The 21,074-nt window shown below is 71.3% G+C and carries 20 protein-coding genes and 1 pseudogene; 8 read left to right on the top strand and 13 right to left on the bottom strand.

Features of this window, described 5'->3' with window-relative positions:
• The first annotated feature begins 23 nt into the window (after positions 1 to 23).
• Genes H9L22_RS17070 through H9L22_RS17080 form a run of 3 tightly spaced genes read left to right on the top strand, consistent with a single transcriptional unit; the run spans position 24 to position 4,454 of the window.
• Positions 24 to 2,378 (top strand): DUF5682 family protein, encoded by a 2,355-nt coding sequence (locus H9L22_RS17070; RefSeq protein WP_187720936.1) that lies wholly within the window; start codon positions 24 to 26, stop codon positions 2,376 to 2,378.
• The gene (locus H9L22_RS17075; RefSeq protein ID WP_187720937.1) at positions 2,375 to 3,550 is read left to right on the top strand and encodes a VWA domain-containing protein; all 1,176 of its coding nucleotides are present in this window, start codon (positions 2,375 to 2,377) and stop codon (positions 3,548 to 3,550) included. The genes H9L22_RS17070 and H9L22_RS17075 overlap by 4 nt, the downstream gene beginning before the upstream one ends.
• Positions 3,551 to 3,587: 37 nt before the next feature.
• Entirely contained in the window at positions 3,588 to 4,454 is an 867-nt protein-coding gene (locus H9L22_RS17080; protein WP_187720938.1) for a class I SAM-dependent methyltransferase, read from the top strand.
• 3 nt (positions 4,455 to 4,457) lie between these two features.
• Here the strand turns inward: H9L22_RS17080 and ppk2 are convergent, their stop codons facing one another.
• From ppk2 to H9L22_RS17130, 10 genes are all read right to left on the bottom strand, one after another.
• Positions 4,458 to 5,354 (bottom strand): polyphosphate kinase 2, encoded by an 897-nt coding sequence (gene ppk2, locus H9L22_RS17085; protein WP_187720939.1) that lies wholly within the window; start codon positions 5,352 to 5,354, stop codon positions 4,458 to 4,460.
• 27 nt (positions 5,355 to 5,381) lie between these two features.
• On the bottom strand, positions 5,382 to 6,062 hold the full coding sequence (locus H9L22_RS17090) for an HAD family hydrolase (protein WP_187720940.1): 681 nt from the start codon (positions 6,060 to 6,062) through the stop codon (positions 5,382 to 5,384).
• 90 nt (positions 6,063 to 6,152) lie between these two features.
• Positions 6,153 to 7,022: a MetQ/NlpA family ABC transporter substrate-binding protein gene (locus H9L22_RS17095; RefSeq protein ID WP_187720941.1), complete on the bottom strand. Its 870-nt coding sequence runs from the start codon at positions 7,020 to 7,022 to the stop codon at positions 6,153 to 6,155.
• 88 nt (positions 7,023 to 7,110) lie between these two features.
• Entirely contained in the window at positions 7,111 to 7,794 is a 684-nt protein-coding gene (locus tag H9L22_RS17100; RefSeq protein WP_187720942.1) for a methionine ABC transporter permease, read from the bottom strand.
• Positions 7,791 to 8,801 (bottom strand): methionine ABC transporter ATP-binding protein, encoded by a 1,011-nt coding sequence (locus H9L22_RS17105; protein WP_187720943.1) that lies wholly within the window; start codon positions 8,799 to 8,801, stop codon positions 7,791 to 7,793. The genes H9L22_RS17100 and H9L22_RS17105 overlap by 4 nt, the downstream gene beginning before the upstream one ends.
• A gap of 125 nt (positions 8,802 to 8,926) precedes the next feature.
• Positions 8,927 to 9,568 (bottom strand): type II toxin-antitoxin system PemK/MazF family toxin, encoded by a 642-nt coding sequence (locus H9L22_RS17110; RefSeq protein WP_187720944.1) that lies wholly within the window; start codon positions 9,566 to 9,568, stop codon positions 8,927 to 8,929.
• Between the two features lie 14 nt (positions 9,569 to 9,582).
• On the bottom strand, positions 9,583 to 10,158 hold the full coding sequence (locus tag H9L22_RS17115; protein WP_187720945.1) for a hypothetical protein: 576 nt from the start codon (positions 10,156 to 10,158) through the stop codon (positions 9,583 to 9,585).
• A 450-nt stretch (positions 10,159 to 10,608) separates the two neighbouring features.
• On the bottom strand, positions 10,609 to 11,172 hold the full coding sequence (locus H9L22_RS17120) for a DinB family protein (protein WP_187720946.1): 564 nt from the start codon (positions 11,170 to 11,172) through the stop codon (positions 10,609 to 10,611).
• On the bottom strand, positions 11,169 to 12,173 hold the full coding sequence (locus H9L22_RS17125) for an ATP-dependent DNA ligase (protein ID WP_187720947.1): 1,005 nt from the start codon (positions 12,171 to 12,173) through the stop codon (positions 11,169 to 11,171). Before H9L22_RS17125 ends, H9L22_RS17120 begins: the two co-directional genes overlap by 4 nt.
• A 56-nt stretch (positions 12,174 to 12,229) precedes the next feature.
• Positions 12,230 to 13,399 (bottom strand): M20 metallopeptidase family protein, encoded by a 1,170-nt coding sequence (locus H9L22_RS17130; RefSeq protein ID WP_187720948.1) that lies wholly within the window; start codon positions 13,397 to 13,399, stop codon positions 12,230 to 12,232.
• An 81-nt stretch (positions 13,400 to 13,480) separates the two neighbouring features.
• On the opposite strand from H9L22_RS17130, the gene H9L22_RS17135 reads away from it, so the two are divergent.
• From H9L22_RS17135 to H9L22_RS19970, 5 genes and pseudogenes are all read left to right on the top strand, one after another.
• Positions 13,481 to 14,173, top strand: a complete 693-nt coding sequence (locus H9L22_RS17135) for a GTP pyrophosphokinase (protein ID WP_187720949.1) — start codon at positions 13,481 to 13,483, stop codon at positions 14,171 to 14,173.
• Between the two features lie 142 nt (positions 14,174 to 14,315).
• Complete coding sequence (locus H9L22_RS17140; protein ID WP_226965959.1) at positions 14,316 to 15,206, top strand: SPFH domain-containing protein; 891 nt, start codon at positions 14,316 to 14,318, stop codon at positions 15,204 to 15,206.
• A complete protein-coding gene (locus H9L22_RS17145) occupies positions 15,206 to 15,433 on the top strand; it encodes a toxin-antitoxin system HicB family antitoxin (RefSeq protein ID WP_187722758.1) in 228 nt (75 codons plus the stop codon). Before H9L22_RS17140 ends, H9L22_RS17145 begins: the two co-directional genes overlap by 1 nt.
• Positions 15,434 to 15,665: 232 nt before the next feature.
• Positions 15,666 to 16,112 (top strand): annotated as a pseudogene (locus H9L22_RS19965) (aminotransferase class I/II-fold pyridoxal phosphate-dependent enzyme); the annotation flags it as partial.
• An 83-nt stretch (positions 16,113 to 16,195) separates the two neighbouring features.
• Positions 16,196 to 16,684 carry an aminotransferase class I/II-fold pyridoxal phosphate-dependent enzyme gene (locus H9L22_RS19970; protein WP_264292502.1) on the top strand — a complete coding sequence of 163 codons (489 nt, stop codon included), beginning with the start codon at positions 16,196 to 16,198 and terminating at the stop codon, positions 16,682 to 16,684.
• Here the strand turns inward: H9L22_RS19970 and H9L22_RS17155 are convergent.
• Genes H9L22_RS17155 through H9L22_RS17165 form a run of 3 tightly spaced genes read right to left on the bottom strand, consistent with a single transcriptional unit; the run spans position 16,664 to position 20,938 of the window.
• Positions 16,664 to 17,434 (bottom strand): carbon-nitrogen hydrolase family protein, encoded by a 771-nt coding sequence (locus H9L22_RS17155; RefSeq protein WP_187720950.1) that lies wholly within the window; start codon positions 17,432 to 17,434, stop codon positions 16,664 to 16,666. The two genes, H9L22_RS19970 and H9L22_RS17155, sit on opposite strands and share 21 nt — an antisense overlap.
• A gap of 3 nt (positions 17,435 to 17,437) precedes the next feature.
• Positions 17,438 to 20,284 (bottom strand): FAD-binding and (Fe-S)-binding domain-containing protein, encoded by a 2,847-nt coding sequence (locus H9L22_RS17160; protein WP_187720951.1) that lies wholly within the window; start codon positions 20,282 to 20,284, stop codon positions 17,438 to 17,440.
• 60 nt (positions 20,285 to 20,344) lie between these two features.
• The gene (locus tag H9L22_RS17165; protein ID WP_187720952.1) at positions 20,345 to 20,938 is read right to left on the bottom strand and encodes a MarC family protein; all 594 of its coding nucleotides are present in this window, start codon (positions 20,936 to 20,938) and stop codon (positions 20,345 to 20,347) included.
• Positions 20,939 to 21,074: the final 136 nt, after the last annotated feature.

Consider the following 21,074-nt stretch of genomic DNA (forward strand, 5'->3'; position numbering starts at 1 on the left):
CGGCCACCGCGGCAGGCGGCCCCATGACGAGCGTCCACGTCCTGGGGGTGCGGCATCACGGGCCAGGGTCGGCGCGCTCCGTCGCCGAGGCCCTCGACGAGCTGCGCCCCGACCTGGTCCTGATCGAGGGCCCGCCCGAGCTCGACGCCCTGCACCCGCTGGCCGGCGACCCCGACCTGGTGCCGCCCGTCGCGGCGCTGGTCTACGCGTCCGACGAGCCGCAGCGCGCCAGCTTCTACCCCATGGCGGCGTTCTCCCCGGAATGGGTCGCGCTGCGGTGGGCCGCGGCGGCGGGGGTGCCGCAGAGGTTCATCGACCTGCCGGCCTCGCACCGCGTCGGGATCGTGCGCGCCGCAGCGGAGCGGGCCGCGGCCGAGGCCACCGGTGAAGAGGACGCTGACGAGGAGGACGCGGCGCTGCGCTTCGGGGACGCCGACGACGCCGCGCCGGCCGATGAGCCCGCGACGGTGCCCGCCGACCCGATCACCACGCTGGCCCGCGTCGCCGGCTACGACGACCCCGAGCGCTGGTGGGAGGACGCCGTCGAGCAGCGCTCCGGCTCCGCCCTCGAGCGCTTCGCCGCCATCGCCGAAGGGATCGCGGAGCTGCGCGCCGACGAGGACGGCGACCCCGGCGTCCGCGACGACGACGGCGAACTCGACTTCGACGCCCTCGAACATCCGCTCGGCCGCCCCATGACCGGGCTGCGCGAGGCGGCCATGCGGCGCGAGCTGCGCGCCGCCATGAAGGAGGGGCACGACACGATCGTCGTCGTCTGCGGAGCCTGGCATGCCCCCGCGCTCGACCCGGCCGCGTTCCCGCCCGTCGCGCACGACTCCCGGCTGCTCCGCGGGCTGCCGAAGGCGAAGATGTCGGCGGCCTGGGTGCCGTGGACGGCGAACCGGCTCTCGCTGGCCTCCGGCTACGGGGCCGGCGTCACGTCGCCCGGCTGGTACCGCCACCTGTTCGACCACTGGGCCACCGGCGCCGACCACGACGCCGCCCTCGGCTGGCTCGTCCGCGTCGCCCGCGAGCTGCGGGCCCAGGGGATCGACGCGTCCACCGCGTCCGTCGTCGACGCGGCCCGCCTCGCCACCAACCTCGCCGCGCTCCGCGGACGTCCCAGCCCCGGCCTGACCGAGCTGTACGACGCGGCCCTCGGGGTCCTCGCCGACGGCAACCCGCTACCCCTGCAACTGGTGGACGACGCGCTGGTCGTCGGGCATGACCTCGGCTCCGTGCCCGAGTCGGCGCCGCTCGTGCCGCTCGCGGCCGACCTGGCGAAGGCGCAGAAGTCCACCCGGCTCAAGCCCGGCGCCGCGCAGCAGCTGGTCACCCTCGACCTGCGCACCGACGCCGGCCGCGCCCGGTCGCTGCTGCTGCACCGGCTGCGGCTGCTCGACATCGACTGGGGCGAGATCGCCTACGCGACCCGCACCACCGGCACCTTCAAGGAACAGTGGCAGCTCGAGTGGCGCCCCGAACTGGCGATCGCGCTGGTCGAGGCGTCGCTGTTCGGCACCACCATCCTCGGCGCGGCGACGGCGAAGGCGGCCCACCTCGCAGCCGACGCGTCGGTGCCGGAACTGTCGCGCCTGATCGACCGGTGTCTGGTCGCCGAGATCCCCGTCCACGAGGTCGTGGCACGGCTCGCCGAGCTGACCGCCGTCCACACCGACGTCCTGGACCTGCTCGATTCCATCGAGCCGCTCGCCCGCGTCAGCCGGTACGGCACCGTGCGCCGCGTCGACACCGACGAGGTCGTCGCCGTCCTGCGCACCATCGTCGTGCGGGCCTGCGTGGGGCTTCCCGTCGCGGCCGCGGCGATCGACGCGGGGGAGGCGGCCCGGCTCCTGCGGGCCGTCGACTCCGCCCACGCCGGGCTGACCCTGATCGAGGACGAGGACCTCCTCGCGCAGTGGCACGCGGCGCTCGGCGTCGTCGCCGCCCGCGATCAGATCCCCGGCCTCGTCGCGGGGCGCGCCACCCGGCTGCTGCTCGATGCGGGCCTGCTGGAGCGCGACGCCGTCGCCGTCTCGATGCGGCGCTGGCTGTCGCTCGCGCACGACCCCGGCGACGCGGCGGGCTGGCTGGACGGCTTCCTCGCCGGCTCCGCCGTCATCCTCGTGCACGACCCTGCGCTGCTGTCCATCGTCGACGGCTGGGTCGCCCAGGTCGAGCCCGAGGCGTTCGACGATCTGCTGCCGCTGCTGCGCCGCACATTCTCCGAGTTCGCCAAGCCAGAACGGCGGATGATCGGCGAGCGTGTCTCCCGCGGCGCGGTCGTCGAGGCGGCGCCCGCCGAACTGCGGCTGGAGGCCGCCGGCCCGGCCCTCGCCACCGTCGCCGGGCTGCTCGGCTGGAAGGAGTCCGCATGAGCGACGAGGAACGACTGACCCGCTGGCGGCTCATCCTCGGCGCCGACGAGGCCGACGGCGTCACCCTCGACGGCGCGCCGCTGACTCTCAGCGCCGACGACGGCAACCGCGACCGCGTGCTGGGCGACCTCTACGACGGCACCCGTCGCGGCGGGCTCGGCGCGTCCAGCCCCCGCGTCGCCCGCTGGCTGGGCGACATCCGCAGCTACTTCCCGTCGTCGGTGGTGCAGGTGATGCAGGGCGACGCGATGGAGCGGCTCGGCCTGTCGCAGCTGCTGCTGGAGCCGGAGATGATGAAGGCCGTCCAGCCCGACATCTCCCTTGTCAGCACCCTCCTGTCGCTGACGGGGGTGATCCCGGCGCACTCGAAGGAGACCGCGCGCGCCGTCGTCCGGCACGTCACCCAGGAGCTGGAGGAACGGCTGCGGTCCCGCACCATCCAGGCGGTCACGGGCGCGCTGGACCGGTCGAACCGCACCAACCGGCCCCGGATGCGCGACATCGACTGGGACCGCACGATCACGGCGAACCTGAAGCACTACCTGCCCGAGTACAACACCGTCGTGCCGGAGCGGCTCGTCGGCAACGCGCGGCGCAGGCCGCAGGTGCAGCGCGAGATCATCCTCTGCATCGACTCGTCGGGCTCGATGGGGCAGTCCGTCGTGTACTCCAGCGTGTTCGGGGCGGTGCTGGCGTCGGTCTCGTCGCTCACGACCCGGCTCGTGGTGTTCGACACCGCCGTCGTCGACCTGACCGAGGAGCTCGACGACCCCGTCGACGTGCTGTTCGGCGTGCAACTGGGCGGCGGCACCGACATCAACCGGGCCCTGGCCTATTGCCAGGGGCACATCACGCGGCCCACCGACACGGTGCTCGTGCTCATTTCCGACCTCGAGGAGGGCGGCATCGCCGAGGAGATGCTGCGCCGCAGCCGCGAGATCGTCGACTCCGGCGCGACCATGATCGCGCTGCTCGCCCTGAGCGACGACGGCCGCCCCCACTACGACGCAGGGCACGCGGCGGCGCTGGCCGAGATCGGGGTGCCCGCGTTCGCCTGCACCCCGGACCTGTTCCCCGACCTGATGGCCGCGGCGATCCAGCGCCTCGACCTGGGCGGGTGGGCGGCGGCCAACGACATCGTCACCACCCACGGGGAAGCAGCGACGGGGTGACTGGCGCGCCCGGGCCGTAGTCCGCGACGATGACACCATGAGTGACTACCTCGCGACGAATCGCGCCAACTGGGACGCGCGCGCAGACGTGCACGTCGGGCCCGGCGGCTACGACATCGACGCCGTCTCCGATCCCGCCTGGCTCTCCGACGTCGTGCGGTTCGACCGGCCCCGGCTCGGCGACCTTGCCGGCCTCGACGGGCTGCATCTGCAGTGTCACCTCGGTACCGACACGCTCAGCCTGGCGCGGCTCGGGGCGCGGATGACGGGCCTCGACCTGTCGCCCCGGTCGCTGGCCCACGCCGCTGTGATCGCCGGCCGGGCCGGGCAGGAGATCGACTTCGTCGAGGCGGACGTCTACGGCGCCGTCGACGCGCTGGGGGAGCGTCGCTTCGATCTGGTCTACACGGGCATCGGCGCGCTGTGTTGGCTGCCGGACATCCGGCGCTGGGCTGAGACCGTCGCGCGGCTGTTGCGGCCGGGTGGGCGGCTGTTCGTCCGCGACGGGCATCCGGTGCTCAACTCACTGATGGGTGTAGTCGTGGGCGAGACGCAGCCGGACTCCGACCAGCAGCCGTGGCTGACCGCCGTCGGCGCCGACACCCCGGCCCTCGAGCTGCCGTATTGGGAACGGACCGAGCCGATGACCTGGTCCACCGACGTCAGCTACGCGGGGGAGGGGACGGTGGCGTCGCCGGTGTCCGTCGAGTGGAACCACGCGATCTCCGAGATCGTGATGGCGGTCCTCGACGCCGGCCTGACGCTGGAGCTGCTGGTGGAGCATGACAGCGTCCCCTGGGATGCGCTGCCGGGGCTGATGACGGTGGGGCAGGACGGCGAATACCGGCTGACGGACCGCCCGGAGCGGCTGCCGGCGTCGTTCACGCTGATCGCCCGCGGGTAGGGCCTAGTCGCCGGAGGTGTGCTTCGCCCGTGCCACGATCAGCGGGTCCGGCGCGTGCACGATCGAATCGTCGCGACCCTCGTAGTCGAACTGGTACAGGAAGGAACGCATCGCCTCCAGCCGCGCCCGCTTCTTGTCGTTCGACTTCACCGTCGTCCACGGCGCGTACTTCTTGTCCGTCAGCTGCAGCATCGCCTCCTTGGCCTCGGTGTAGGCGTCCCAGCGGTCGAGGCTCTCCAGATCCATCGGCGAGAGCTTCCAGCGACGCACCGGGTCGAGCTGGCGCAGCGCGAACCGGGTGCGCTGCTCGTCCTGCGTCACGGAGAACCAGAACTTGGTGAGGCTGATGCCCGACTCGACCAGCATCCGCTCGAACAGCGGCGCCTGCGTCATGAACGTCTCGTACTGCTCGTCGGTGCAGAACCCCATCACCTTCTCCACGCCGGCCCGGTTGTACCAGGAGCGGTCGAACAGCACCATCTCGCCGGTCGTCGGCAGGTGCCGGACGTAGCGCTGGAAATACCACTGGCCGCGTTCCGTGTCCGACGGCGCCGCCAGCGCCACCACGCGCGCGGCCCGCGGGTTCAGGTGTTCGGTGAAGCGCTTGATCGTCGAGCCCTTGCCCGCAGCGTCGCGGCCCTCGAACACGATCACGTGACGGGTGCCCGTGTCCTGCGCCCAGTACTGGAACTTCAGCAGCTCCACCTGGAGCATGTACTTCTCGTGCTCGTAGGCGGCCCTGTCCAGCAGCTCGTCATACGGGTAGCTGTCGCGCCAGGTGGTGACGGCGTTACCCTCCGGCGACAGCAGCTCCGGGTCCACACCCTCGGCTCCCTCGACCTGGTAGCCCTCCGCCTTGAGGAAGTCGATGTACTCGCGCAGCGTCATGTTCCGGGTCATACACCCATACATAGCGCGCTTCGCGGGTCAGCGTGGTGCAGTAGCGCTCAACTGATCATCCGTGAGCAGGGTCAGCACCTCGCTCGCGTGGGCGATGACAATGTCGGCGCCGGCCGCGACCAGTTCCTCGTGCAGCGCAGCGCCGGTCGTGATGCCGACGGGCCGCAACCCCGACGCGATCGCCATGGCGATGTCACTTGCCGCGTCGCCGACGTACCAGGAGTCGGCTGCCGTCGCGCCGAGACGCTCCAGCGCCAGCAGCGCCGAGTCGGGCTCCGGTTTGCCGTTGACGACGAGGTCGGTGCCGACGACGACGTCGACGACGTCCGCGATGCCCATCGCCTCCAGCAGCTCGATCGCCGGGCCGGTGTCCTTCGCGGTGACGACGCCGGTGGGGATCCCGGCGCTCCGCAGGTCGGCGAGCAGGTCGGCGACGCCCGGGAGCAGTAGGGCGGGGCCGTGCTCGACGACGGCGACATCCCACGCCGAGAAGTAGTGGTCGGTGATCGCGGCGATGCGCTCATCCTCGGCGGGCAGCCCGCTCAGGTCGGTCAGCGTCACGATCAGCGGCACCCCGATGTAGGGGACGACGGCCGCCGCCGACACGGGCCGGGCGTGCGCCGTGATCGCCGCCGAGATCTGTTCCGCGATGAGGGGCACGGTGTCGGCCAGGGTGCCGTCGAGGTCGAAGAGGATCGCCTTGGTCATGGGGGCGAGCCTACCGAGCCGTCGGCGCCGGGGAGACGACGAGGGCCGTCACGCCTGGCGTGACGGCCCTCGGAAGGGGTGATCGACTGATCAGCCGGGGATGACGTCTCCCGACGGCCACTCCGTCTTGATGAACTCGGCCACCTCGGCCGAGTGCAGCAGCTCGTCGAGCTTCTTGATCTCCGCCCTGGCGTCGTCGGCGGTGCGCCACACGAGCACGTTGGCGTACGGGTTGCCCTCGACGGCCTCGATCGCGATGGCGTCCTCAGCCTTCAGGCCGGCCGTCAGGATGAAGTTGCCGTTGATCAGCGCGGCGGCGATGGTCGGGTCGTCGAGCAGCTGGACAACGACCTCGGGCTGCGTCTCCTCGAAGGTCAGGCCCTTCGGGTTCTGCTCGTCGGTCAGCGTGAGGACGGTCGTCTCCGGGGTGACGCCGGCCAGCAGGCCGTTCTCCTCGAGGAGCTTCAGGCCGCGGTACTGGTTCGACGGATCGTTGGTGATGGCGATCTTGCCGCCGTCGGCGACCGCGTCGGCCGAGTCGACCTGGTTCGAGAACAGGGCGAAGGGCTCGATGTGGATGCCCTCGCCGTGCGAGAACTCGAAGCCCTTCTCGGCGATCTGGTTCTCGAGGTAGGGCAGGTGCTGGAAGTAGTTGGCGTCCAGGTCACCGCTGGCGAGAGCCTCGTTGGGGAGAACGTAGTCGTCGAACTCGCGGATCTCGATCTCCAGGCCCGCGTCGGCGGCGAGGTTGTCGCGCACGAACTCGAGGATCTTGGCGTGCGGGACGGGGCTCGCGCCGACGACCAGCTTCACCGTCTCCCCGGACGTGGGTGCCGAGGTGGACGCTGCCGGGGAGCCGGACGGCGACGAGGTGGCCCCGGGGCCTGCGGTGGAACCGCAGGCGGTGAGGGCGAGGGCGGCTGCCAACGAGGCAGCGACTGCGGACAGAATCTTGTGCATGAGGTTTCCTCCTTGCTCTGGGCCAACAACAAGTTGGCCGCTTGTGTGGCCGGGTGGCCGTCCCGCCGGGGCGGGATGTCTGGTGGGGTCAGCGGTGGTCGATGGCCTTGGAGAGCCTGTCTCCCGCGAACTGGATCAGTTGGACCAGCAGCACCAGGAGGACGACGGTCATGATCATGACGTCGATCTGGTAGCGCTGGAAGCCGTAGTTGTAGGCGAGACGGCCGAGGCCGCCACCGCCGATGAGGCCCGCCATGGCGGAGTAGCCGACGATCGTGACCACCGTGGTGGTGAACGACGCGACGAGCGTCGGCAACGCCTCCGGCAGCAGCACCTTGACGATGGTCTGGAACTTCGTCGAGCCCATGGCGTGAGCCGCGTCGAGCTTGCCGGAGTGCACCTCGCGCAGCGCAGTCTCCACCAGGCGGGCGAAGAACGGGATGGCTGCGATCGCCAGCGACACCGAGGCCGCGACCGGGCCGATCTTCGTGCCGACGAGGATGACGGTGAGCGGCATCAACGCGATCATCAAGATCGCGTAGGGGAAGGAGCGGGTCACGTTGACGATGACGGTCGACAGCACCACGTTCAGTGGCCGGTTCGCGCTCATCCCGCCCGGCGCGGTGGTGTAGAGGAGGACGCCCAGCGGCAGCCCGAGGACCAGGGTCGCAAGCCCCGAGATGCCCACCATCTGCAGGGTCTCCAGCAGCGCCGGCCACATGGCCTTCTGGATGGCCGGGTTGTTGAACCAGGTGTCTTCGAGGAGGTTCATGCCCGATCCTCCCCGGAGGTGATGTCGCTGGTGAGGCGCGCGTCGGCGCCGAGGCCGCGGAGCACCTCGATCGCCCGCTGCGGATCCACCCCTGCGGGAACCGACAGGCGCAGGTGGGAGAACGTGGTGCCGGCGAGGTGTTCGACGCTGCCGGCCAGGATCGAGATCTCGCCGCCGACAGCGGCGGAGGTGTGCGCGACGACCGGCAGCGCGGCCTTCTCCCCGTTGGACAGGACATCGACGAGCGTGCCGCCGTCGACGGGCTGCGCATAGGGCGGGATGCCGAGCAGAGCCTGGCTCAGCCTGCCGTCGAGGCGGCTGACGACGTCGGTCAGGGCCCCGGACTCGACGATGCGGCCGCCGTCGAGCAGGGAGACCGAGTCGCAGATGCGCTTGACGACGTGCATCTCGTGCGTGATGACCAGGACGGCGAGGCCGCCGCGGCCGCGGACCTGCATGATCAGGTCGAGGATCTCGTCGGTCGTCTTCGGATCGAGGGCGGAGGTGGGCTCGTCGAACAGCAGCACGTCGGGGTCGGTGGCCAGGGCGCGGGCGATGCCGACCCGCTGCCGCATGCCGCCGGACAGCTGGGCGGGGTAGGCCTGGCCGGCGTCGGCGAGCCCCACGAGCCCCAGCAGCTCGGCGACCTTCGCCGCCCGGGTCGCCTTGTCGACGCCGATGAGCTCGAGCGGGTAGCCCACGTTGTCGGCGATGGTGCGGGAGTCGAAGAGGTTGGCCTGCTGGAACACGAGTCCGATCCGACGGCGCGCGGTACGCAGGGCCGCGTCACGGGCCGCGGTCAGGTCAACGCCGTTGATCTCGACGCGGCCGGAGGTCGGGCGGTCGAGGAGAGTGAGGCAGCGCACGAGGGTCGACTTGCCGGCGCCGGAGTGGCCGATGATGCCGTGGATGGAACCCTCCGGCACCGTGAGGCTCACCCCGTCGAGGGCGCGCACCTCGCGGCGACCCTGGTGGTAGACCTTCGTGAGGTCCGTCACGGTGATCATCGGGGGCTCCTAGCGGGTGTTTCCTGGCTCATTCAAGCAGGCGCGACGCCCGCGGCCCCAATCTGCCACCCGGGTGTCCAAGCACCGTTCACCACTGGCGTAACGGCGACCCGTGTGCCGCGCCGTCAGTAGTGGCGCAGGACCGCGGCGGCCACCTGCGCGAAGATGTCCTCGTTCAGCATCGCGCCGACGCGTCGGACATCGGCCGCGGCGATCCGGATGATGCGGTTGACGCGGGCCTCGCTCGGGCGGCGCTCCCTGTCCCAGGCGCCGGTGCCGATGTCCAGCCACAGGCGCCCCGCCCTGGCCTCCTGCGCCGCGTCGCGGTCGTGGTCCTGCGACGTCACCTGCAGGCCGAGCAGCCAGTCGCCGTCACGGCCGATGAGCAGGACGGGGCGGTCCTTGCCCTTGCTGTGATCCTCCTCGTAGGGGACCCAGGTCCACACGACCTCGCCCGGGTCGGGCTCGCGGTCGTTGCGGGGGCTGTAGCGGATCGTCGGGGTGCCGGTGAAGTCACCCGGGTAGCCGCCGTCGGCCCCGGGCCGGGGTGCGGGGGAGGACGTCTGCCGCGTCGGGGAGGCCGGCCGGGCGTCGGGAGCGGATGGCCGTGGTGTGGTCTGCCGGAACTTCGCAGGCTCGGCCTGGCGACGGTCGGGGCCGGGGGCCGCGCGCTTCGACGCTGGCTCCGTCGCCCGCTGGAGTGCTCGGACGGTGACGTCGCGGAGCACACGGAGGGCGCCGTCGAGGAAGGAGTTCGAGCCTGACATGCCCAGCAGTGTAGTCAGCGGAAGCGGGGGAGCCGCCCGTAGAAGATCCACTCCGGCCGGCGGTACTGCTCGGGTCGGGCGGCGCGGACCTGCGCCCACTCCGAGAAGTAGCGCGGCGTCGGCGGCACGAAGATGAGGGCGGCGCTGACGACCGCGAGGCCGAGCGCGACGAACGCGGCGTTGTTCATGATGGCGGTCCAGCCGCCTGTCAGCACGACGGCGGCCAGCCCGGCCCAGCGCGACCAGCGCCAGCCGTTCCAGGCCTGGAATCCGGCGATCGCGGGCGCCCCGCCCGCCACCACCGCGGCCAGGGCGATGGCACCCTCGAGCGTTAGCGACAACCACTTGCCGGGCTCGGGTTTGACCCACTGGAGCAGGTTGGCGGAGTTGGCATAGCTCTCGGGGTGGACGGCGTCCCACCAGTGGATGCCGTAGGAGACCCCGACGGCCGCGAGCGCCAGATAGCCGAACGCGGCGGCGAGGAACACGGTCCAGGGGCGCCGCGGCTCGCCGGTGCGAGGGCTGGGCACGACGTCGCGGCGCAGCTCCTCGATGGGAGGCAGGGTCGCGATCTCCTTGGGCTGTGTCACGCGGACAGCCTACGACGTCGACCGAACAGGGGCCACGGTTGCCGTGCTCCGGCCGGCCAACCCATTCGCGTCCCGGCCGACCCCGTCGCGTCCCGGCCGACCCCGTCGCGTCCCGGGCACGAATCTGGATGGATGGTGCACAACGCTCCGCTGAGCGGCGGCTGTGTGCATATCGCCGTAGCGGCGGCTTGAGCCAGATTTGTGTTCGGGGGAGCCAGATTCGTGTTCGGGGGGCGCCAGATTCGTGCACGGGGCGGGCCGGACGGCGGCCAGGGCACGAATCTGGATGGATGGTGCACAACGCTCCGCTGAGCGGCGGCTGTGTGCATATCGCCGTAGCGGCGGCTTGAGCCAGATTTGTGTTCGGGGAGCCAGATTCGTGTACGCCGTGCGTGGGTGCAGGCCCGAGACGGCGTGTCAGCGCGTGGGACTCAGGGCCGAGACGGCGTGTCAGCGCGTGGGTCTCAGGGCCGAGACGTCGTGCGCGTGGTGCGCCAGCTCGTGCAGCAGGTAGCGGCCCAGCGTCTCCGCCGTGAATTCCGCACCGTCGCCGCGCCGTCCCGGCCACGTCCACTGGTCGCCGGTCGGTTCCGCGAACGAGTCCGCGGCCGCCTCGGCCCGCTCCCGGAGCAGGATCGACGTCACCTCGCCCGACGCCCGCCAGTACTCCTTCTCGGCTGCGGCCTCGTCCGCGTCCCACGAGTCGAATTCGGCAACGGCGCCGTCCGCGTCGAGGATCGACTCGAGCCGCAGCCGCATCACCTCGCACACATCCGCCACGTGCTGCCCATACTCGACCGCCGACCAGGTGTGAGGCGTGGGTCGGGTGTGGCTGCCCGGCCGGTCAAGTGCGAGCCGGATCCGTTCGGCGAGTTCCTCGATCAGGGCGGGGAAGTCGTCGGTCTCCGGCCCCGAGGCGTTGAATCCGCACTCGTCGCACCGGCGGGTCAGCACCCAGAGCCAGTCCTTGGTGTCAGGTTCGATGTCGGCGGGAGGGGGCGCGTCGTCGGTCATGCGGGCAGCCTAACGCCGGTCGACGTCCAGGAGGGGGCCGTCGCGGCCTCGACCGGCCGGACATCGGGGCGCAGCGCGCGCAGCACCGGCTGCCGGAGCACTCCGGCCGCCGACACCGTCAGGTAGCGCACCTGGACGCACAGCAGCGGCTCGACCCACCGTGTCCGCCGCAGCTCCGGACCCTCGGGCAGGGGGGCGAAGGGCGCATCGGCCCGCTCGGTGTCGCGCAGGACGGCGAGCAGCGCGTTCCGCTCGCCGTGGGATAGTCCTGACCCCACCCGGCCCAGCGGGTAGAGCACGGGATCGGCGTCGAAGGTCTCCTCGTCGGTCGCGTGCCCGATCCACACCGACCCCAGCTGCCGGTCGTCGCCCGACTCGGGAACCCAACCCCCGATGACGGCGACCAGCTCGGCCCGGTGCGGGGTCTTGATCCAGTCGACGCTCCGGGTGCCCGGCAGGTACAGCGACCCGCGGCGCTTGCTCATCACTCCCTCGAGGCCGGAGTCGAGCGTGAAGGCGGCCACCGTCTCCGCGTCGTCGTACGTCTCCGACAGCCGCCAGCCGAGCCGGATGAGGTCGAGCTGCTCGAGCAGCTGACGGCGCTCGGTCAGTGGGCGCGACGTCAGGTCGTTGGCGCCAGCGCGGAGCAGATCGAAGGCCATGAACGTGGCAGGGCGTTCGCCGGCGAGCCGGGCGGCCCGGTTGGCGTCGCGCACGTGCATCCGCGGCGCGATCGCCTGCAGCGTGGGCACCCCGGTCGCCGGGTCGAGGACGATGATCTCGCCGTCGAAGAGCAGCCCGTCCGGCAGGCCCGCCGCGCCAGCGACGATCTCGGGGTACGCGGGCGTGATCTCCCGGCCGCTGCGGTTGTAGAGGATCAGCGTGCCGTCCCTAGTCTCGGCCAGGGCGCGGACGCCGTCCCACTTCACCTCATGCAGCCACTCGGGGCCGCTGGGTGGCTGCCCCGGAGTGGGCGTCGGCGTGGCGAGCATGGGACGCATGGCGCCATTGTGCCCTGCTCTGACAAGGTGCGCGGCGACGCCCACGGGGATCGACCTCAGGCCAGCTTGTCCAGCGCCAACTGGGCCAGCAGCCGTGCCCCGTCGTCCAGCACCGAGTCGTCGAACCGCGCGTACGCCGAGTGGTTGAACGGCGCCGTCGCAGGGTCGAGCTCCGGCGGGCAGGCCGACAGGCCGATGAAGCAGCCCGGCGCCTCCAGCAGCAGCCGCGAGAAGTCCTCGGCACCCGCCAGCGGGTGCGCCCAGCGGAGGTGACGCTCCTCGCCGAACAGGCGGGTCACGGTCTCCGCGACGACGTCGGCCTCCGCGTCGTCGTTGATCGTGACGGGGTACTGCTCCCGGAGGCTGAACTCGCCGACGACGCCGTGCGCCGACGCGATGCCCTCGACGACCTGCGGGATCGTCTCGATCAGCTTGGCCCGGGCCTCGGTGGAGAAGGCCCGCAGCGTCGCCTCCAGACGACCCTCCTCCGGAATGACGTTGTCGGTGGTGCCCGCCTGCAGGAGGCCGACGGTGACGACGACCGGATCCTGCACGTCGAAGCGGCGCGTGACCATGGTGTGCAGCGCGGTGGTGATCTCGGCCAGCGCCGGCACGGGATCCGCGGCGCGGTGGGGCGTCGAGCCGTGCCCGCCGCGGCCCACCACCCGGACCCGCGCGGTGTCCGACGACGCCATGACGGTGCCCGGCTTCGTCGTGAAGGTGCCGCACGGATCGATGGCTGACCACACGTGGATGGCGTAGACCCAGTCAGGGCGCGAGCCGGCCACATCCAGCAGGCCCTCCTCCAGCATGTAGCGGCAGCCGTCGACCCCCTCCTCGCCCGGCTGGAACATGAAGATGACGTCGCCGGCGAGCTCGTCGCGGCGGGCGCAGAGCTCGTGCGCGGCGCCGACCAGCATCGACATGTGCAGGTCGTGGCCGCACGCGTGCATGTTCCCGTTGGTCGACGCGTAGTCGAGGCCGGTCAGCTCCTCGACGGGCAGCGCGTCCATGTCCTCGCGCAGCAGCACCACGGGCCTCTTGCCCTCGGTCGGGCGGCCGCCGCGCAGGACGCCGACGACCGAGGTCACCGTCGTGCCCAGCGTGATCTCCAGCGGCAGCCCCTCGAGCGCCTCGAGGACCCGGGCCTGGGTCTGCGGCAGCTGCAGGCCGACCTCGGGGATCTGGTGGAGTTCTCGACGGAGGGCGACAAGATCGATGCTCATGGAACCTTGTCTACCGCATGGCGGGCGGACGATCGACGCGGGTCCGCCTGGCGCTTTGGGTCGCTCGGCAACAATGGGCCCATGGCACAACCGACGACGCCCCTGCCTGACATGCTGAACCACATCGCGAACTCGGAGGATCCGGAGCAGTCGCTGCAGCAGTTCCAGGCGGAACTGACGCGCTTCCGACTCGAGTACGACTGCGGCATGGAGGAGGTCGCCACGAAGATCGGCAACCTGCAGCGGGAGTTCGACCGGACGCACCAGTACAAGCCCATCGAGCACGTCAAGACCCGGCTGAAGTCGATGGAGTCGCTGGTCGCCAAGGCCCGCCGGCTGGACTGCCACGACCTGGTCGAGGTCAGGGAGCAGATCCGCGACGTGGCCGGCATCCGCGTGGTCTGCACCTTCGTCGAGGACATCTACCGCGTGGCGGACATGCTCGTGCAGCAGCCGGACATCACGCTGCTCACCAGGAAGGACTACGTCGCCAACCCGAAGGCGAGCGGCTACCAGAGCCTGCACCTGATCGTGTCGGTGCCGGTGTACCTCTCGGACAGGTCCATCGAAGTGCCCGTCGAGATCCAGCTGCGGACGATCGCCATGGACTTCTGGGCCAGCCTCGAGCACCAGATCCACTACAAGTACGACGGGCAGGTGCCAGAGCCTCTGCGCATGGAACTGCGCGAGGTCGCGGAGTCGGCAGCCGTCCTCGACCGGCAGATGGGGCGGCTCCGCGACGAGGTCCGCTCGCTGGGCCCGACCCAGGGCTGACAACCGCCCACGTCGTCTGTTAATCTGATATCAATTAGATATCAGATTAGGAGAGTGTGATGACTCAATCCCCATCCCGGTCGACGAGGCCTCCGTCGGCGGCGAGGCTGCAGGCCGGCCCGTCGGGCACAGCGGCACCCGCGTGGTGATCGACGAGCGGACCGCCTGGTCCATGTCCGGCGCCCTGGCGCTGCTGATCGCACTGGCCCTCCTCGCCTTCGGTGTGTGGACCATCATCGACGCCGCCATCGCCGACGACGCCGGTCGCGACGTCAGCGGCTGGCTCGTCACCCTCGGCATCCTCGCCTTCCTCCTGTCCATGCTCGTCACGAGCTCCCTGACGATCGTCTCGCCAGGTGACACCAAGGTCACGCAGTTCTTCGGCCGCTACCTCGGCACCATCCGCAAGCAGGGCCTGCTGATGACAGTGCCGCTGACCACCAAGAAGAAGGTCTCCGTCAAGGTCCGCAACTTCGAGACCAACGAGCTCAAGGTCAACGACGCCGACGGCAACCCCATCAACATCGCCGCCATCGTCGTGTGGCAGGTGGCCGACACGGCCAAGAGCGTCTTCGCCGTCGAGGAGTACGAGAACTTCGTGACGGTGCAGGCCGAGTCCGCGCTGCGTCACGTCGCCACCTCCCACCCGTACGACTTCGCCGATCCCGGCGAGGAGAGCCTGCGCGGGTCCACCGACCTGGTCTCGCGGGAGCTCGCCGATGAGGTCGCGGCTCGCATCACGATCGCGGGGCTCGAGGTCGTCGAGACGAGGATCTCGTCGCTGGCCTACGCGCCCGAGATCGCCCAGGCGATGCTCCAGCGGCAGCAGGCCTCCGCCGTCCTGTCGGCCCGCAGCAAGATCGTCGAGGGCGCCGTCGGGATGGTCGAGCAGGCCCTCGAGCGGCTCGAGCGCGACGACATCGTCTCCCTCGACGACGAGCGCAAGGCCGCGATGGTGTCGAACCTGCTGGTCGTGCTCTGCTCCGACTCCCGCTCGACGCCCGTCATCAACACCGGGACCCTCTACGGGTGATGGTGGATCCCGAGGAGCAGGCGGGGCAGGATCGGGCGCGCAAGGAGCGCAAGTCGATCCTGCTCCGCCTCGACCCCGCCGTCCATGAGGCGCTCGCCAAGTGGGCGGCCGACGACCTCCGCAGCCTGAACGCGCACATCGAGCTGCTGCTGCGCGACGCGCTGCGCAAGTCGGGGCGCGACGTGAAGGCCGCGCCCATCCGACGGCCCGGCCGGCCGAAGGCATAACCCGGACCGGCCGGTCCGCGGCCCTCCGCTGCGATGTGGACGGCGCCGTGGCGGGTCCGCGGCGCTGCCTAGACTCGCCGCCATGTCACTGACGCCAGGGGCCCCGTCCGCAGCGGTCGCCCGGCTCCAGCCGTTCGGCGCGACGATCTTCGCCGAGATGTCCGAACTCGCGCACGCCCACGGCGCCGTCAACCTCGGGCAGGGGTTCCCCGACTGGGACGGGCCGCCCCGCATGCTGGAGATCGCCCGCGAGCAGATCGCCCTCGGCAACAACCAGTACCCGCCCGGCAGGGGTCTGCTCGATCTGCGCCGGGCCATCTGTGAGGACCGTGCCAGGAACTTCGACCTCGAGTACGACCCGGAGGCCGAGGCTCTGGTGACGGTCGGCGCCACGGAGGCCATCGCGGCCACCATCCTCGGGCTCGTCGAGCCCGGCTCTGAGGTGATCCTCATCGAGCCCTACTACGACTCCTATGCCGCCGCCGTCGCCCTCGCGGGCGCCCGCCGCGTCTCCGTGCCGCTGGTGCAGGCCGGCAGCGGCTTCCGGCTGGACGGCGACGCCCTGCGTGCCGCCGTCACCGACGACACCGCGCTGATCGTGGTCAACAGCCCGCACAACCCCACCGGGACCGTGTTCGGGGAGGAGGACCTGGCGGTCATCGCCGACGTCGCCGTTGAGCATGACCTGCTCGTGCTCGCGGACGAGGTCTACGAGCGGCTCGCCTTCGACGCGCCGCACGTCCCATCGCGGGGCTCCCCGGCATGGGGTCGCGCACCGTCACGGTCTCGAGCGCCGGGAAGTCGTTCAACGTCACCGGGTGGAAGGTCGGCTGGGCGCTCGCGAGCCAGCCGCTGCTCGACGGCATCCTCGCGGCCAAACAGTTCCTCACCTTCTCGGGCGGGGCGCCGTTCCAGCCCGCCGTCGCCCACGCCCTGCGCCACGAGGGGGAGTGGGTGGCGGGGCTGCGGGCGACGCTGCGCGACAACCGCGACCGGCTGTCGGCCGCGCTCACCCGCGCGGGCCTGCGCCCGTTCCGATCCGAGGGTACGTACTTCGTCTGCGCCAGGGTCGAGGGCGACGCCATCGACTACTGCCGGGAACTGCCGGAGTCGGTCGGCGTCGCGGCCATCCCCGTCACGGCGTTCGTCGACGAGCCCGGCCCGTGGCGCGACATCGTCCGCTTCGCGTTCTGCAAGACGGATTCCGTGCTCGACGAGGCCATCGCCCGGCTAACCGCTCAGCACCGGTAGCGCCATCCTCACCGCGGAGGCCGCCGTCGGGTCGATGTCGACGAACGCCAGCTCCTCGGCCGTCCCGAGCTCGAGCAGCACCCGCCCCGTAGGTTCGATGACCATCGAATGACCGACGCCGGTCGGGCGACCGGGCCGCTCCGGGTCGCCCGCGGCGGCCTGGTCGACGGCGACCACGAACGCCGTCGAGTCCATGGCGCGGGCGGTCGCCAGCGTCGTCCACTGCCTGGTCTTCTCCGGGCCGGGGGCCCACGACGCGGCCACCAGGATCACCTGGGCGCCGCCGGCTGCCAGGGTGCGGAACTGTTCCGGGAATCGCACGTCGTAACAGACGGTGAGGCCGACGGACGTCCCCGCGAGGTCGACGGAGACCAGCTCTGCGCCGGGGGCGATGTGGTCCGACTCGCGGTGGCCGAGCGCGTCGAACAGGTGCACCTTGTCGTAGCGCGCCTCGGCCGCCCCGGCGACCAGCAGGGTGTTGTACACCCGGCCGTTGGGCGCAGTGGTGAACATGCCGACGGCGATCGTCACGCCCAGCTCGCTGGCCAGGCCCCGGACCGCGCCGGCCCAGGGACCGTCCGCCGGCTCCGCGACCTCGGCGGAGGCGCGCTCGAAGGAACACATCGTCGCCTCCGGGAAGACGACCAGGTCGGCGCCGCCCTCGGCCGCCCGCCGCGCCCAGTCGGCTACGGCACGCAGGTTCGCGGCCGGGTCGGTCGTGGAGCGGAGCTGGGCCAGGGCGACGCGCACGGCCTACCCCTGCGATCCCGCGGCGGCGACCCGGGCCGCCAGCTCCTCGAGCACGTGCACGTAGGTCTTCCCCGTCGCCCGGGTCATGCCCAGCTCACAGGTGCGGTTGAGCGACAGGTACAGGTCGGCATCCGCCTCGCGGGCGTGCCGTGCCTCGTCCTGGGTCGACGTCGCCGTCAGCTCCTCGTGCAGCAGGCCCCGGTCGCCGGCGAAGGCGCAGCAGCGCCAGCCCTGCGGCACGATCACCTCGTCGGCCACCAGGCCGGCGAGGAACGTCAGGTAGTCGTTGACGCCCATCAGGGTCGAGGAGCACGTCGGGTGCAGCACCGCCACCGGCGCCTTGGGCAGCGGAGGCAGCTTCGGCGCGACCTGCTCGGCCACCCACTGCGTCGCGTCCAGCACCGTGATGCCGGTGATGCCCCGGTGCCTCAGCGCGATCTCGACGCCCTCGGAGCAGGAGACGTTGTCGCAGACCAGCGGCAGGGCCCCGTTGTCCGTGGCGGCCACGGCCCATTCGGCGACCTTGTCCGTCATCGTCTCGTAGCCCTTGGTCAGCCCCTTCGACTTCCAGGGGGTGCCGCAGCAGAGTTCGCGGATGCCGTCGGGGGTCCGCAGACGCAGCCCGGCCGCCTCGGCGAGGGCGCGGACAGCGCCGCCGACGCCGGTGCCGCAGGCGTGGTCCGAGCCGAACATCGTGCCCACGCACGCGGGCATGAAGATGGCGTGCGGGTCGTGCGCCGCGACGGCGTCACGGATGGGGCCGCCGCCGGGAAGCTCCTTCGTCAGGTTGGGCACGACGTCGGTGCCGACGACGGCGCGGGCGGCGCCGAGAGCGCCCCGCACCAGCGGCGTCGGCATGTGGTCGACCACCGTCATGCCCGCCGAGGCGACCCGCAGGACACCCGCCCAGTGCTTCGCCGCGACATTCCAGCCCGCGTCGAGGATCCCGGACTGCCGTTCGCGGCGCAGGTCGCGGACCAGATCTCCCGTGTTGATCTGGACGGGGCAGGCCGTCGAGCACATGCCGTCGACGGCGCAGGTCTGGACGACGTCGTAGGTCTCCTGATCGAACAGCTTCGCGGCCAGGTCGGCGTCGCCGACGGCCTCCGCCTCCGCGATGGCGCGCTGGATGACGATGCGCTGCCGCGGGGTGGTGGTCAGGTGCTGGCTCGGGCACACCGGCTCGCAGTAGCCGCACTCGACGCAGTCGTCGAGGACCTCCCGCACCGGGGCTGTCGCCTTGATGTCGCGCAGGTGCAGCTGGGGGTCTTCGGTCAGCACGGCGCCGGGGTTGAGGATCCGTGCGGGGTCGCACGCGTTCTTGACGTCCCACATGGCCTGGTACAGCTCGTCGCCGTACTGCCGGTGGACGAACGGGGCCATGATCCGGCCCGTGCCGTGCTCGGCCTTGAGCGTGCCCTGCCTGTCGAGCACCAGCTGGACCATGTCCTCGGTGAAGTCCTCGTACCGCTTGAGCGATGCGGGGCCGGCGAAGTCCTCGGTCACAAGGAAGTGGATGTTGCCGTCCTTCGCGTGGCCGAAGATGACGGCGTCGGCGTAGCCGTGCGCCTCGAACAGCACCTGCAGCTCGGAGCAGACGCCGCCGAGGCTCTCCATGGGGACGGCGACATCCTCGAGCAGCGCGGCGGTGCCGGCGGGTCTGCTGCGGGCCACCTTCGTGTAGAGGCCCTTGCGCATGAGCCACATCTGGTCCCGGCGCCGCGTGTCCTGCGTCATCTCGGGCGGTGAGGCGAGCCCGCCGAGGTCGGCGAAGGTCGCGTCGCCGGTGGCGATCCGCTCCGCGATGCCCCGGTCGTCGTCGGCCTGGTACTCGACCAGCAGCGACGCGTGCCGGTCCGGCACGAAGCCGGCGGGCAGCACCGAGCTCGCGTCGGCTCCCATCGCCCGGATGGAGGCGGCGTCGATGAGCTCGACGACGTCGGCGCCGGAGCGGACGAGGTGCGGCAGCGCGGTGGTGGCCGCGTCGAGCGAGTCGAACAGCAGCAGGCCGGTCGCGGTGCGGGCCGGGACGGGGACCGTGTGGAAGACGGCCTCGGCCACGAAGCCGAGCGTCCCCTCCGAGCCGATCATCAGGTGCTCGAGGATCCGCACGGGGCTGTCGTGGTCCAGGAACGAGTTCAGGCCGTAGCCCATCGTGTTCTTGATGGCGTAGCGACGGCGGAGGTCGGCGGCGACCTCTTCGCGGCGCAGGTCGTCCCGCAGCCGTTCCAGGACCTCGACCAGGGCCGGTTCGCGGCGGCGGAGGTCCGCCTCGGCACCCGGGGCGGCGGTGTCGACGACGGTGCCGCTCGGCAGCACGATCGTCATGGAGTCGATGGTGCGGTAGGCGTTCTTCTCCGTGCCGCAGGTCATGCCGGAGGAGTTGTTGGCGACCATGCCGCCGATCGTGCAGGCGATCTCGGAGGCCGGGTCCGGGCCGAGCTTGCGCCTGTGGCGGGCCAGCGCCCCGTTGACCTGACGGATGGTGGCGCCGGGCTGCACGCGGACGCGCGCGCCGCCGTCGAGCACCTCGATGTCGCGGAAGTGACGGCGCACGTCGAGCGTGAGCCCCATGGACAGGGCCTGTCCGGACAGGCTGGAGCCGCCCGCGCGGAAGGTGAGCGGCCACCCGGCCTGGCTGGCCACGGCCATGGCGGTGGCGACGTCCGCCACGCTCCTGGCCCGCGCGATGGCGTCGGGGGCGCGCAGGTAGTGCGAGGCGTCGACGGCGAGCGCGATGCGGTCCAGCTCGCGCGTGCTGACGGCGTCGGCGCCGAGGGCGGCACGCAGCGCGCTGATCGCCGCGGTGTTACCCGGTGCGAGGTGGGCTCGGGAGGTGGTGACCGACACGGTCTGCTCCGTTCACTGTCGTTGTGATTGGTCTGACCAGAACCCTAGCAGTGGGGCTTCTCAGGCCATGAAGAAGGCCCGCGTACCGTCGAACATCATCTGGACGGCGAGCAGCACCAGGATCATGCCCATGAGCCGCTCGGTGGCCACCAGGGCGCGGGTACCGACCACCCGCTGCAGGAAGCCGGAGAAGTAGAGGGCCACCGTCGTGATGGCCCAGGAGATGAGGAGGCCGCCGAGGTACCACGCCCAGTTGCCCTGGTCCTGGCTGACGAAGACGACGATGATCGCCAGCAGCGAGGGGCCCGCGACGTAGGGGACGGCCAGCGGCACGATGAACGGTTCGTCGTGTGTCGTCGGCTCGGCGAGGTTCCGCTCCGAGGTAGGAAACACCATCCTGATCGAGATCAGCATGAGGATCACGCCGCCTGCCGCGGTCAGCGCGGCCGGGTCGATGTGCAGCACATCGAGCAGCGACTTGCCGAGGAACAGGAAGGCGATCATGACCACGAGCGCGATGAGGCACTCGCGCAGGATCACCCACTGGCGCCGCTCCGGCTTGGTGTTGCGCAGCGACGTCAGGAACAGGGGCACATTGCCGAGCGGATCCATGACCAGCAGGAAGGTCATCGCAGCCGTCAGCATCACGTTCATGGAGGGGTCACCTTGGTGGGTCGGGGTGGCGCGACAGGGCGTCGGCCGGGAACCCACTCTAGGGCCGGGACCCGCATCGGTGCAGCCGGGGCGGTTTCCAGCGGGAACGACGAAGGCCCGCGCCGGAGCGCGGGCC

It is taken from the genome of Tessaracoccus defluvii (assembly GCF_014489575.1).
Lineage (GTDB): Bacteria > Actinomycetota > Actinomycetes > Propionibacteriales > Propionibacteriaceae > Arachnia > Arachnia defluvii.